Origin of the sequence: Lentilactobacillus kribbianus (assembly GCF_013184075.1) — a bacterium.
Taxonomy (GTDB): Bacteria; Bacillota; Bacilli; order Lactobacillales; family Lactobacillaceae; genus Lentilactobacillus; species Lentilactobacillus kribbianus.
In genome coordinates this window covers 1-13,148 of sequence record NZ_JABEQQ010000002.1, presented here as the reverse complement: position 1 = coordinate 13,148, position 13,148 = coordinate 1, and the positions used below count along the sequence as shown (strand labels likewise).

General features: G+C 38.7%; 12 protein-coding genes and 3 tRNA genes. 1 reads left to right on the top strand and 14 read right to left on the bottom strand.

What is annotated here, in order from left to right; all coding sequences use genetic code 11:
- The 4 genes from HII32_RS04660 to HII32_RS04645 form a co-directional block, all read right to left on the bottom strand.
- The gene (locus HII32_RS04660) at window positions 1-432 is read right to left on the bottom strand and encodes a hypothetical protein (protein ID WP_172188839.1); all 432 of its coding nucleotides are present in this window, start codon (window positions 430-432) and stop codon (window positions 1-3) included.
- A gap of 10 nt (window positions 433-442) precedes the next feature.
- Window positions 443-3,106, bottom strand: a complete 2,664-nt coding sequence (locus HII32_RS04655; protein WP_172188837.1) for a cation-translocating P-type ATPase — start codon at window positions 3,104-3,106, stop codon at window positions 443-445.
- A gap of 201 nt (window positions 3,107-3,307) precedes the next feature.
- The gene (gene nadE / locus HII32_RS04650) at window positions 3,308-4,132 is read right to left on the bottom strand and encodes an ammonia-dependent NAD(+) synthetase (protein WP_172188835.1); all 825 of its coding nucleotides are present in this window, start codon (window positions 4,130-4,132) and stop codon (window positions 3,308-3,310) included.
- A 2-nt stretch (window positions 4,133-4,134) separates the two neighbouring features.
- The gene (locus tag HII32_RS04645; protein ID WP_172188833.1) at window positions 4,135-5,613 is read right to left on the bottom strand and encodes a nicotinate phosphoribosyltransferase; all 1,479 of its coding nucleotides are present in this window, start codon (window positions 5,611-5,613) and stop codon (window positions 4,135-4,137) included.
- 104 nt (window positions 5,614-5,717) lie between these two features.
- Here HII32_RS04645 and HII32_RS04640 point away from each other — a divergent pair, with 104 nt between their 5' ends.
- Window positions 5,718-6,446, top strand: a complete 729-nt coding sequence (locus HII32_RS04640; RefSeq protein ID WP_172188831.1) for a WecB/TagA/CpsF family glycosyltransferase — start codon at window positions 5,718-5,720, stop codon at window positions 6,444-6,446.
- A gap of 30 nt (window positions 6,447-6,476) precedes the next feature.
- On the opposite strand, the gene HII32_RS04635 is transcribed toward HII32_RS04640, so the two are convergent.
- The 10 genes from HII32_RS04635 to HII32_RS04590 form a co-directional block, all read right to left on the bottom strand.
- Window positions 6,477-7,181 carry a GntR family transcriptional regulator gene (locus tag HII32_RS04635; protein ID WP_172188829.1) on the bottom strand — a complete coding sequence of 235 codons (705 nt, stop codon included), beginning with the start codon at window positions 7,179-7,181 and terminating at the stop codon, window positions 6,477-6,479.
- An 18-nt stretch (window positions 7,182-7,199) separates the two neighbouring features.
- Window positions 7,200-8,333, bottom strand: a complete 1,134-nt coding sequence (gene nagA, locus HII32_RS04630; protein ID WP_172188827.1) for an N-acetylglucosamine-6-phosphate deacetylase — start codon at window positions 8,331-8,333, stop codon at window positions 7,200-7,202.
- 75 nt (window positions 8,334-8,408) lie between these two features.
- Window positions 8,409-9,215, bottom strand: a complete 807-nt coding sequence (gene proC, locus HII32_RS04625; protein ID WP_172188825.1) for a pyrroline-5-carboxylate reductase — start codon at window positions 9,213-9,215, stop codon at window positions 8,409-8,411.
- Between the two features lie 135 nt (window positions 9,216-9,350).
- Window positions 9,351-9,422 (bottom strand) — tRNA-Gln (locus HII32_RS04620).
- A gap of 9 nt (window positions 9,423-9,431) precedes the next feature.
- Window positions 9,432-9,514 (bottom strand) — tRNA-Tyr (locus HII32_RS04615).
- A gap of 80 nt (window positions 9,515-9,594) precedes the next feature.
- Entirely contained in the window at window positions 9,595-10,413 is an 819-nt protein-coding gene (locus HII32_RS04610) for a metallophosphoesterase (protein ID WP_172188823.1), read from the bottom strand.
- A gap of 60 nt (window positions 10,414-10,473) precedes the next feature.
- The gene (locus HII32_RS04605) at window positions 10,474-11,940 is read right to left on the bottom strand and encodes a peptide MFS transporter (RefSeq protein WP_172189994.1); all 1,467 of its coding nucleotides are present in this window, start codon (window positions 11,938-11,940) and stop codon (window positions 10,474-10,476) included.
- Between the two features lie 225 nt (window positions 11,941-12,165).
- The gene (locus tag HII32_RS04600; protein ID WP_172188821.1) at window positions 12,166-12,471 is read right to left on the bottom strand and encodes a PTS sugar transporter subunit IIA; all 306 of its coding nucleotides are present in this window, start codon (window positions 12,469-12,471) and stop codon (window positions 12,166-12,168) included.
- A gap of 3 nt (window positions 12,472-12,474) precedes the next feature.
- Window positions 12,475-12,798 carry a PTS sugar transporter subunit IIB gene (locus HII32_RS04595; RefSeq protein WP_172188819.1) on the bottom strand — a complete coding sequence of 108 codons (324 nt, stop codon included), beginning with the start codon at window positions 12,796-12,798 and terminating at the stop codon, window positions 12,475-12,477.
- 257 nt (window positions 12,799-13,055) lie between these two features.
- Window positions 13,056-13,128: transfer RNA gene (locus tag HII32_RS04590), tRNA-Thr, on the bottom strand.
- Window positions 13,129-13,148 lie beyond the last annotated feature (20 nt).

Here is a 13,148-nt window from a genome sequence, read left to right as displayed (position 1 = left end):
TTAGAGCATATTCATAATTCTGGTAGTGTAATCAGATACTTTAGCGATCGCAGCTTCTTGATCTTTTTCTGATTGGTTAAAAGCGTCAACGTCAATTGTGTTTTCATCTGGCAAAATGCTGTTAGTCATAATTTGGCAAGCTTGAGCATATGAACGATAGGCACTAATCATTTGTTTTTGCCGACCAATTAACTTTACTGGCGTTGCCACTGCTTCGAGTTTTTGTAAGTTATTTTGGTAAACGTCGGTTCCTGATTGAAAATGTTGTTTAATGGCTAATAGTTTTTCACTACCAATTTCTGCCACTTTATCATTATCAATAGCGTTACGTACCAATTCAAAGTCATCATTTAAATCGGAACCATTTTTAGAAGTGGAATCAATGACTTGTGATAACACCCCAGTATATACTTGCACGTTTGCTTGTTTCATAATCTTCTCCTTAGTCTAAATGAAATCCTCGTCGTTGAATGAACTTAACCGTCTCAACAATCAATACCATTAGGATACCACCTAATACAACAATTAACCATTGAAAAGCGGTAAGTTCAGTCACATGAAATAGTTGATTAAAACCAGGCACCGCAATTGTAGCAATTAATAGAATTGCTGAAATTAAAGTCGCCCAGTTAAAGAATTTGTTCTTAAATAATCCATTGGTAAAGATAGATTGGTGAATAGTTTTGGAATTAAATGCATGAAATAACTGCAGCAATCCCAGCGTTGCATACGCCATCGTTAAGGCGTCCGCATGGGCTAGTTCCGCGCTGGTATGCACTGGAAAAGTGATGGCAATCGCATAAACTCCCAACGTAATGAGGCCTTCTAAAATACCCTGATAGATGATGTTTGACATGACCCCACCAGATAAGAAGTTAGACTGCCGACCACGAGGTTGACGATCCATCAACCCTTTTTCAGCTGGTTCTACTCCCAAAGCAATGGCTGGAAAAGTATCGGTTACGAGGTTAATCCACAAAATTTGTACTGGCGCTAAAATTTGCCACCCCATAAAAGTCATTACAAACAAGGTTAATACTTCTCCCAAATTAGCTGACAGTAAATATTGTAACGCTTTTTGGATATTAGCAAATACTTTTCGTCCCGCTTGAACCGCCTTCACAATAGTAGCAAAGTTATCATCGGCTAAAACCATGTCACTGGCTTCCTTGGATACCTCAGTCCCGGTAATTCCCATCCCAATACCAATATCAGCAGCTTTTAGAGCCGGGGCATCATTAACCCCATCTCCCGTCATCGCAACTACTTTTCCTTGTTTTTGCCAAGCATTTACAATCCGCACTTTATGTTCTGGAGCCACTCTAGCATAAACTGAATATTTGGTTACATTTTGGTCAAATTGCTTGTCCGTTTGTTGGTCCAATTCTGATCCAGTAATCACTTGATTTTGGTCATCACTGTCAGCCAATATTCCCAACCGCAATGCAATTGCACTAGCGGTATCACTATGATCACCCGTAATCATAATCGGCTTAATACCAGCAGCCTTAGCGTCGGCCACAGCTTGAGCCGCTTCTGGTCTTTCTGGATCAATCATTCCGATTAAACCTACAAAAATGAGCTCTTGTTCCTGCTGGTCAGCTGTTAATGCTGCAGGTGATGGCAATTCATTAACTTTTCGATAAGCTAAGGCTAAGACCCGTAAGGCTTGGGCCGCCATTTCATGATTAGCCGTCATGATTTCTTGTCGATCTTCAGCGGTAATGGCTCGAACCTGTCCATTTATTTCAATGCGATTAACTCGCTGTAGTAATTGATCCGGGGCCCCTTTCATTGTAACCAGAATATCGCCGGCTGGTGTTTTATTAAAGGTCGTCATTAATTTACGTTCTGAATCAAATGGTAACTCAGCCACACGTGGATAATCCTTTAAAATGGTAACAACGTCGACACCTTGCTCTAAATAGTACTGTTGTAAAGCCGTTTCAGTAGGATCACCAACTAGTTTGTCGTCCACCATTTTGCCGTCATTATTTAAAATCATGATAGATCGAACCACTTCTGGAACTGCTAGTTGTTCAATTTGATCTTCTAACTGTTGATTTACAAATAATTTTTCGACCGTCATTTTATTTTGTGTTAACGTTCCCGTTTTATCTGAAGCAATAATATCAGTACTACCAAGTGTTTCAACTGCGGGTAATTTACGAATCAGCGCTTTTTGCTTAGCCATTTGTTGAGTACCCAACGCCAAGGTAATAGTAACAATTGCCGGTAGGCCTTCAGGAATGGCTGCTACTGCTAACGAAATAGCGGTTAAAATCATATCAATCAGGGATTCTTGGCCGCGCCACATGCCAATGCCAAAAACAATCACCGCAATAATTAATATTAAAACCGTTAGGATCTTACCCAACTGTTTTAAATTTTCTTGTAATGGTGTCGTGGTTTCACTAGCCGCATCTAACATAGTGGCTATTTTCCCCACTTCAGTTTGCATCCCGGTACCAACTACGACCCCCACCCCACGACCAGTAGTGACGTTACTATTCATAAATCCCATATCCGTCCGATCCCCTAATGGTAAATCAGGATCAGTAATTTTTTCAGTTTGCTTCATGACCGGCACCGATTCCCCGGTTAAAGCGGCTTCTTCTACCTTTAGGGTACTGGTACTAATCAACCGCATATCGGCGGGCATGATATCCCCGGCCGCTAATAAGACAATATCTCCTGGTACTATATTGGTACTTTTAATTTGGATTTCATTGCCATCCCGCAGGACCGTAGCCATTGGTGACGCCATTTGTTTTAGTGAATCAATGGCGTTTTCCGCCTTTGCTTCCTGAAATACACCAAACACCGCATTTAAGACCACCACCAATAAAATAATGATGGCATCGGTGCGTTCTCCAGCTAGCCCTGCAACTAGAGCGGCCACCAATAAAATAATAATCATTAGATCCTTAAATTGACTAATAAACTTTTCCAACAATGTCGATTTACGTTTCGCCACTAATTGATTCGGTCCCATTTGTGCTAGTCGCTGCTTAGCTGCTTCAGTTGTTAAACCTTGTCTAGTGGTATTCAGCTCTGTTAAAACGGTGTCGCTATCTTGCTGATAATACTGTTTAGAATTGGGCATAATGGTTCCTCCTGTATTTATTAGGGGTTAAAAAAAGAGACTTATAAACCTAACTAAATAGGTTCATAAGTCTCACCGTTTAAGATCTCCCGGAAACATAACATTTCTGGCTGTCGAGATAAATCGTGGCTAAGTGGCCACCGGTTACTCCCTTTTGATTATCATTAGTATAACTGTTAACTATATTTTTGTCACGTTTGATCAACGCCAAAAGGTATCAAAAATAGTTACTGGTAAATGCCGCTTATGTTCGGTGCGGCTATACCATCCTTCAATCACTTCGGCCGCATGAGTGGAAACTTCACGGCCTTCTAGATAGTCATCAATTTCTGCATAAGTCACCCCTAGAGCCTGTTCATCAGGTAAGGATGGCCGCTCATCTTCTAGGTCAGCGGTGGGAACTTTTTCATACAAAGATTGGGGGGCCTTTAAAGCAGCCAGTATTTGTCGACCTTGCCGCTTATCAAGCCGCCAAAGTGGGGTTATATCAGCCGCACCATCCCCAAATTTGGTGTAAAAACCCGTTACCGATTCAGCCGCATGATCTGTTCCAATTACCGCACCTTTTTTTTCGCCGGCAATGCCATATTGCGCAATCATTCGTTGTCGCGCTTTAATATTGCCCTTATTGAAGTCACTAACTATTAAACCATTCGCTTCCAGCGCGGATACTGTAGCATCAGTAGCCGCTTTGATATCCACTCGAACGGTTTGATCGGCCTGCATAAATTGAATCGCAGCTAGCGCATCAGATTCATCGGCTTGCACTCCATATGGTAAGCGGACGGCAATAAACTGATATTTGTCATTTTGCGTTTCTTGTCGCAACTCGGTAACTGCCATTTCCGCTAATTTGCCGGCCAAGGTGGAATCTTGCCCGCCGGAAATACCGAGGACATATGTTTCTAAGCCCGTTGTCGTTAGATAATCCTTTAAGAAATTTATGGTTCGACGAATTTCAGTTTGTTGATCAATTTCTGGTTTTACTTTTAAAGCTGCTATGATTTCGGCCTGTTTTGCTCGCACTTTTATCCCTCTTTTGTGTCGTGGTTAAACTTTAACGATTTGATGTATTCATGAGTTTTATTAATAATCGCATGCTTGTTATCCCAACATTTTTTAGATAAATCTACTGGATAGACTTGAGGATTTAATTCCCGTTTGTATTCTGGCCATAATGACTGTCGATTAGCTTTCGCATATTGGGCCACATCTTGTAGGCTAGGAATAGTGTAAACTAACTCACCATTTTCAAAAATGGTTTGCATTACTGGTCGAGCATTAAAGTGTACCAATGTTCGATTAAGATATGGATAGCGCGGATTAAACATGTACAAACTATCTTCTTCACGCGGATCTTCATCAGCTAAAGCGACGTAATCCCCCTCACTTTTACCATCCAAAGTATTAGTAATTCGCCAAGTTTGTTTTTTACCTGGTGTCGAAATTTTTTCGGCATTACTAGAAATCTTAATAGTATCTTCCATTTGACCGTTTTCATTTTCTACGGAAACCATTTTATAAACAGCTCCCAATGCTGGTTGATCAAAAGCCGTAATAACTTTTGTTCCCACACCCCAGATATCTACTTTAGCGCCTTGCATCTTCAAACTACTAATAGTTTTTTCATCTAAATCATTAGAGGCATAAATTTTAGCATCCGGATATCCGGCTTCATCTAACATTTCTCGTACCCGTTTAGAAATGTAGGCCATATCACCCGAATCAATACGCACTCCTTGGAAATTAATTTTATCCCCAAATTCATCGGCCACTCTAATGGCACTAGGAACCCCACTTTGTAAAGTATCGTAGTTATCAACTAAAAAAACACAATCGTGATGGGTAAGGGCATACGCCTTAAAGGCATCATAGTCGTTACCATAGGCTTCCACCATGGAATGCGCATGGGTTCCACTAATAGGAATACCAAATTTTTTACCAGCTAAAACATTAGAAGTAGCGTCAAAGCCACCAATAATGGTAGCCCGAGTTCCCCAAATAGCCGCTGCCGTTTCTTGAGCTCGTCGACTACCAAATTCAAGTAACGGATCGTCGCCGGCAACATTACGAATTCTCGCTGCTTTAGTTGCTACCAATGTTTGATAGTTTAAAATATTAAGGATAGCAGTTTCTACCAATTGACATTCGGCAATGTTACCTTCAACCTGTAAGATAGGTTCATTGTTAAACACCAAGTCCCCCTCTAATGCCGAGCGAATAGTGCCTTTAAATTCAAAGTTTCTTAAATATTCCAAAAAAGCTGGTGAATAATCTGACACCGACGCTAAATAATTGATATCATCTTCAGTGAAGTGCAAATTTTTAATATAATCAATAATATGTTCTAAGCCAGCAAAGACCGCGTAGCCATTACCAAATGGTAGTTTGCGAAAATACGCTTCAAAGACCGCGTGACGTTGCCAAATTCCTTGTTCAAAGTACGTATCCATCATATTGATTTCATACGCATCAGTATGTAACGTTAAATTTTCATTCTCAGGCATGATTTCAAGAACCCTCCTTGCCAACTTATATGATTAATGTTCATTCTAACATTTTCAAAAATGAAAATACTAGCTTTAGAGCAATAAATTGAAAGGAAATTCCTATGAAAGCTAATACCGTTTCAATCCTTGGGGTTTCATTTACTAAAACTACCCTTCATAATTTTACCACCAAATTACATAAAGATATCAACGAACATCGTAATGAGTTTGTGGTAACTGCTAATCCAGAAATTGTTATGTATGCTAAAAAACACCCTCAATATTTAGAAACCATTCGTTCTGCTGATGCTATTGTTGCTGATGGCATTGGTATTATTATTGGGGCCAAAATTTTAGGTACTCCTTTGCCCCAACGAGTTACTGGTTATGATATTTTTACCGAGTTACTAGCTTGGGGCCATCAAAATCATAAATCAGCTTATTTTATTGGAGCTAAGCCAGAGGTCAGTCAAAAATTAAAACAAGTACTCCGTGAAAAATATCCTAATTTGCGAGTGGCCGGTGTTCAAGACGGTTATTTTGACGATGAGCAACCAATTGTCGCTGATATTCAAAATACTAGTCCAGATATGGTTTTTGTGGCCACTGGTTATCCTAAACAAGAAACCTTTATCGCCAAGTATCGTCACGTTACTAACGCTGTTTGGATTGGCTTAGGTGGCTCCTTTGATGTTTTAACCGGAACCGTTAAACGGGCCCCTAAACTTTGGCAACAATTACATCTAGAATGGCTTTATCGGGCAGTTAAAGAACCCAGTCGTTTTGGCCGGTTAATGGTATTGCCTCAATACTTGCTTGCTGTTATACATGAGCGCCAACAACATAAATAAAAAAGCTCCCTCAATGAGGAAGCTTTTTTATTAGCCTTTTTCAAGGAAAAATTCAAATCGATCACCTACATATTGGGTCCGAACGTATTCAAATGGTCGGCCATCTTGTAAGTAAGTAGTTTGGCGAAGTCGCAAAATAGCCTCGCCTCGTTTGATATCTAAAAATTCTGCAATTCTTTCCGAAGCTAACATTGCTGAAACGGTCTGTTCGGCTCGTCCTGGTTGCAGATTCTTTTTTTGTTCTAGTGCATGATATAGCGAGCTTGTTACTTCGGTTTTTTCTAACCCCGTAACAATTTTTTCTGGGACCGTTGCCACTTCAAAACAAATCGGAATATCATCCCCATAACGAATTCGTTCCATTCGCAAAACTGGTTCGTCTTGATCTAACTTTAACCGTTCCATTTCACTCAGTGACGGTTCCATCGTATGATATGAAATGGTTTTGCTAGATGGTTTCTTACCCGAAGCCAACATTAAGTCGGTAAAACTAGTTACCCCGGTCATTTTTTCTTGAACTTTTTGATTAGCTACATAAGTTCCTGAGCCAACCCGTCGTTCCAAAATACCTTCATCCACTAAGGTTTGAATCGCTTGTCGTAAAGTCATTCGACTCACCCCAAAGTTTAAAGATAACTCACGTTCCGACGGAATTCGATCACCAACTTGCCATTTTCCGGCTTCAATATCTCGTCTAATTTCATTATGAATTTGAATATAAATTGGCAATCCCAAAACGCTCACTCCTTTAAATTAGTCGTTAACCGACTTTCCATAACTATAAGTATCTACAATTTGCATTTGATTATCAAAAATATTTAAATCAGCATCAAAGCCAACTTCTAGCTGCCCTTTATCCACCAAGTTAAACTCAGTAGCTTGGTTGGTAGAACTCATCCAAACGGCTTCTTCCATACTGCAGCCCGTGAAATCCATGATATTTCTAAAAGCGTCATCAAAACGGAGTACCGAACCGGCTAAATTACCAGATTCTAAGCGCGCCTGCTTATCTTTAACAATCACTTTTTGACCACCAAGTTCACTAATTCCTTCGGGCATGCCCTTAGCTCGCATGGAGTCCGTTACTAATTCGATTTTCTTAGGCCCTTTTTGTTCATAAGCTAATTTAATCATATCTGGAACAATGTGGAAACCATCACAGATTAATTCGGCATAAATATTATCTTCTAACATCACGTGCCCAGTTACGCCTGGTTCCCTGTGCTTAAATTCACGTTGTGCATTGTAGAGATGAGTAGCATGACTAGCTTTACTATCTAATAATTGCTCTCTAGTAGCGTTACTATGTCCCACAGAAGGTACCACATTGTGAGCTAGACACCAAGCTTCAAATTCTTTAGCCCCTGGATCTTCAGGTGCGTAGGTAATTAATCGTACTCGATCTCCCGATAATTCATCCCAGTTAGCTAATAGATCAACATTTGGATCTTGAATATATTCTTCTGGTTGAGCCCCTTTAAACATTGCTGCAATAAATGGTCCTTCCAAATGAATACCTTGAATCAATCGATTATGTTGAGCTACTTCATTAATAGCTTGCATCGATTTATCAATATTGGCTACTGATTGGGTCATTGTGGTAGGAAAAACACTGGTGACTCCTTCTTTAGCCATTGAATTAACCATTTGATCAATTTCATCTGGGTTACCATCCATAGTATCAAAGCCGTAACCACCGTGGGTGTGGACATCGATAAATCCTGGAGTAACCACTTTATCACGTAGATAATGAATCTCATCATCAGGAAGTGCAACATATTCACTCATTGGATCAACGGCTTCAACCTTTTCACTGAAACGAATGTAGCCATCATTAATTACTCGATCACCGGTATAGATTTTTACGTGCTTTAACACAATACTCATTGGAAGACCCTCCTAAAATTTTTCCATTTTAATATGGAAGTACACCTCTTAGTATATCCGGTCTATACCAAAGTTTCAAATGGTTTTATTATTTCCGGTTGATTTTTCAATTGTGGCATCAATTCCTTTAATCACCGCATTTAGTAACCCATTTTGCTCCATAGCTAGTAACCCGGCAATGGTATCTCCACCAGGTGAACATACCTGATCAATTAAATTAGCCGGCGTATCTTTCGACTCAATTAAAGAATTAGCCGATCCTAAAGTGGTTTGAGCAGCAATTTGAGTGGCTATCTGCTTGTTCAAACCATACTTAACACCCGCTCGGCTCAAAACATCTATAAAGTAATCAATATAGGCCACCGCACTGCCAGAAATGGCCGAGAAAACAGGAAATTGTTCTTCTGGTAAATCAATAATAGTTCCTGTAGCAGTAAAGACAGTTTTAGCCTGACTCAGTAAGCTACCATTCAAATTAGAATTAGCTACCACCGCTGTCATGCCTTGACCATATTCAGCATTAATATTAGGTAAAGTTCTTAAAATCGGTTGATCATAGCTAGATAACTCTTCCAACCGTTGTAAGGATACACCGGAAACAATCGAAATTAACGCTTTTTTAGTAGTTAAACTGTCAGCAATTTCTTTCATTACTGCTTCTAATTGCTGCGGCACCACTGCTAAAACCACCAAATCACTTTGACTGACTAATTCCTGATTACTGGCGATTGGAGTTAAGCCATATTTTTGCGCATACGGTTCATAATTGGCCTGATGAGCACTATGGACCAATATATCGCTGGCTGGTCCAATTTGAGCCTTTAAGAGTCCTTGAATAATGGCTTTGGCCATCGCCCCTACTCCGACAAATCCTATTTTCATGGTCATTCCTCCGTATCCTACAATTAATTAAATAATTCTATTGGTTCTTATAAATTCCATTATACCAATTTATCGTCTAAAAGATTTAGAAAATAAAAAAAAGATGCTAATCGAAATTAGCATCTTTTTATTTAGTTGGGCTAGCTGGGATCGAACCAGCGCATGACGGGATCAAAACCCGTTGCCTTACCGCTTGGCTATAGCCCAATAATAAGATGGAGAGGAGTGGATTCGAACCACTGAACCCGAAGGAACGGATTTACAGTCCGTCGCGTTTAGCCAGACTTCGCTACCCCTCCATGATGTTTGCTGGTAACTGATATCTCTTAACCAACGAATATAATAATACAAAATATATTGATATTCGTCAATAGTTTTTCTAAAAAAAATTAATTATTTTTGTCTGCTGTTGCCATTCCCTTATAAAATCAGGGTTTTGCCACTCATTATGTCGTCGATTATGATATCCTACCGCCACATTATAGTAACGAGTATCTTTAATTGTGATGGGAGTAAACCGTCGATGTAAGTGACCAAATACCACCAGCGGCACATGGTATTGATTAATTAATCGTTCAAGGCCAATCCCGCCTAACATTCCATTAGCCATATTAAAAAAACGATCATCAGCCGTATAGTGAATGAAATGTTGATTAGGTACAAAATGAGTCAATAAAACCGTTTTTCGGCCGTGTTGTTTGGCCTGGAGTAAATTGGTATTGACTTGGGTTAATGCACGCTGAAATCGGCTTATATCGCTTTCTGGTTGCTCAATTATACGATCAGCCCAATAGGCTTGTTTCCAATGGTAAAACCGATCAGCACTTCGTTGTAAGTGTGCCGCGTATGAGTAATCATACCACCCATTATTACCAATAATACGCCAATTTGTCTTGGGCAAATCCACAAATTGATTATGAAAATAATTAGCATCTACTTCATTTTCTAAGTCTTCATAATTAATTCCGTTGAACATATCGTGGTTGCCGGCTAAAAATTTGATGATTACCTTAGGTAAGGCCTGTTGAAGTGAATGAACGTAATTTAATGTTTTTTGAAAGTCATTAAAGCTGTCTCCAATAATAAAGTAATAATCTACCGCCTGGCGCTTTAAATAATTGGCTTGTAGTGACACCACTTGATTCACGTCTAAATGATTAATATCTAAATGAATATCACTAGAAAAAGCTACTTTCATCAATTTCACCCCACAAAAAAAGCGTTACCCATAGGATAACACTTTTCAACAAATATTATTTTAGTTAACGCCTTCCATTAACTTCTTAACTGGTTTGACCATTAAGGCTAAGATAATTCCGGCGATAATGGCAACTGCCCCAATAACACTGAAGTACATGATTTCATTGTCTGGAGTGTAGAAGTGAACAATTTGGGAGTTAACCGCTTGACCAGCAGCATCAGCCAAGAACCACATACTCATCATTTGAGATTCAAAGGCTTTTGGTGCCAACTTAGTAGTTACTGACAAGCCGATTGGTGAAATCAACATTTCCGCAATTTCAATGATGGCCCAACTACCAACTAACCAAAGTGGACTAACTTTAGCGTGAGCGCCAAATAATGAAACTGGGATAACCATGAAGAGGTATGATGCTCCGGCAAAGAACATCCCAGTAGAGAATTTAGCAGGAGAACTTGGTTGTCGTTTTCCTAACTTAGCCCAAAGGGTTGCGAAGATTGGCGTGTAAATCATGATAAACAATGGGTTTAATGATTGATACCAAGAAGCAGGAATATTAAAGCCCATCAAATTGTTTTGAGTTTGGTTTTCAGCAAACAACGCCATAACCACTGAACCTTGTTCTGAGATTGCCCAGAAAATAGCTGCAGCAATAAACAATGGAATGTATGCCATAACCCGTGAACGTTCAACTTTAGTAACTTTTTTACTTGATAAAATCACAATAAAGTAAACAACTGGAGTTAACACAGCAATGATACTCAAGAGTGAAATAATGCTGTTAATATTTAGCTTACCAATCATAGCCAAGAGAACCAAGATAAGAGCAAAAACTGCAATGCCGCTACCAACGTAAATTGATAGTTTCTTAGCATCTTCTGGTTCTAATGGATCTGACGGGAACAAACTATTACTTGGTAAGTGTTTTTTACCACCAAGATAGTATTGCAAGAGACCAAAGAACATACCTACAGCGGCCAATGAGAAACCTAAGTGGAAGTTAATGTTAAGACCAACGTAACCAACTAGCAATGGAGCTACGAAGGAACCTAAGTTAATCCCGAAAACGAAAATAGTAAAACCAGAATCGCGTCGGTCATCAGTTTCGGTATATAATCCCCCAACCATTTCAGAAACGTTAGGTTTTAACAACCCAGTACCTAAAACAATTAAAGCGATTGATGAGAACAGTGCTACAGATCCCATTGGTAAAGCCAAAACAATATGACCAAACATAATCAAGACCCCGCCATAAAAGACAGTTTTACGACTTCCCCACAAGCGATCACTTAAGTAACCACCGATAACAGATGATAAATAAACTAAGGAACCATAAATGGCCATAACAGAGGCTGCGTCGGTTTGTGAAAATCCTAAACCACCCTTTGAAACACTGAAGTACATGTAGTACAACAGAATGGCACGCATGCCGTAGTAACTGAACCGTTCCCACATTTCTGTAAAGAACAGTGTGGATAATCCTCGAGGTTGTCCGAAGAATGATGCATCTTGCCGTTTTTCCATATCTAAACGTGCTGTCGTCTTATCTTGCAAATTAATACCTCCATGTTAAATTCAAATTCCCCGTAGGTTATTCGAAAGTGGTTTTTAGCCTACTTCTGAATTTCGAAGTAAATCATATTTAGTATTATAAACTTATAAAACTTTAAATACAATAAAAAATGAGAGAAATTCAAATTTTTCTCTCATTTCTAATGTTAAATATTCTAATTTAACTTGGTTTTGATCTCACTTAGGAATCAACTTAACCAAATGCTTAGTGATAAATAACAACTCTTCTGTATTCATCAGCGTATCTTGAGCATGGGTGAATAGTAATGAATAAGTTATCCGATCACTAAGAGCAATTACTTTATTTTGTTCCTTATGAGCCATAGTAAGCTCCTGATGCGCCTCTGCTAATTTTTCAGATAGTTTAGCTTCTGTTAAACGATGATTCTCTAAATCAATGAGAATTTCGTTAATAATGTTCTTAGCATGACCGGCTTTAGCAATCATGGTCATCGAAATTTGATTTAATTCAGCTTCATTCATGATTTATACAACTTGTGACATTGGAAGTGAAAGTTCATTCATAGTGAATTTAACTAGTTTTTCACCATTAGCCCAACCATATACATCATCAGGAATTTTACTTACTGGCACATTTTTACTCATTAGTTCATCCACTTCTTCATGATATTGAGCTTGTGGAGCTACTAAGATTAAGTCAAGATCATTTTTGTCATATGTACTAGCATCACTAAAATCAGTGGTTACATAGTTAATTGGTGCATGATAGTGTTCAACAAACAGTTTAGCTGATTTAGCTAAAAAATCACTGGAAATACCGGCTTCACATACTAATAATACTTTTTTCATTTTATAGGTTCTCCTTTATTAACATCTAATCTTTTCATTAGATGTATAGTAACACTTTATTTGATATACCACAAGTTAATTATATTACAAAAAAGCCTATTTAATGCATTTAAAACAGTTTAATTAATATATACCAATTTTAAAATGTCACTGATTATATTAAATTGGTATATATAATTACGTTTATTAATTATCATATTAACAGTAAATTAATAGCAAAAAAAGAGATTAGACATTATGTCTAATCTCTTTAATAGTGCCGGCTGCAGGACTTGAACCTGTGACCCTCGGTTTACGATACCGATGCTCTACCAACTGAGCTAAGCCGGCAAGGAAACAAAGGTCATTCA

Coding starts and splice junctions, on each gene's coding strand:
- HII32_RS04640 (WP_172188831.1), top strand. CDS start 5,718: ATGAAAGCTAATACCGTTTCAATCCTTGGGGTTTCATTTACTAAAACT.
- HII32_RS04655 (WP_172188837.1), bottom strand. CDS start 3,106: ATGCCCAATTCTAAACAGTATTATCAGCAAGATAGCGACACCGTTTTA.
- HII32_RS04660 (WP_172188839.1), bottom strand. CDS start 432: ATGAAACAAGCAAACGTGCAAGTATATACTGGGGTGTTATCACAAGTC.
- HII32_RS04605 (WP_172189994.1), bottom strand. CDS start 11,940: ATGGAAAAACGGCAAGATGCATCATTCTTCGGACAACCTCGAGGATTA.
- HII32_RS04645 (WP_172188833.1), bottom strand. CDS start 5,613: ATGCCTGAGAATGAAAATTTAACGTTACATACTGATGCGTATGAAATC.
- HII32_RS04600 (WP_172188821.1), bottom strand. CDS start 12,471: ATGAATGAAGCTGAATTAAATCAAATTTCGATGACCATGATTGCTAAA.
- nagA (WP_172188827.1), bottom strand. CDS start 8,333: ATGAGTATTGTGTTAAAGCACGTAAAAATCTATACCGGTGATCGAGTA.
- proC (WP_172188825.1), bottom strand. CDS start 9,215: ATGAAAATAGGATTTGTCGGAGTAGGGGCGATGGCCAAAGCCATTATT.
- HII32_RS04595 (WP_172188819.1), bottom strand. CDS start 12,798: ATGAAAAAAGTATTATTAGTATGTGAAGCCGGTATTTCCAGTGATTTT.
- HII32_RS04610 (WP_172188823.1), bottom strand. CDS start 10,413: ATGAAAGTAGCTTTTTCTAGTGATATTCATTTAGATATTAATCATTTA.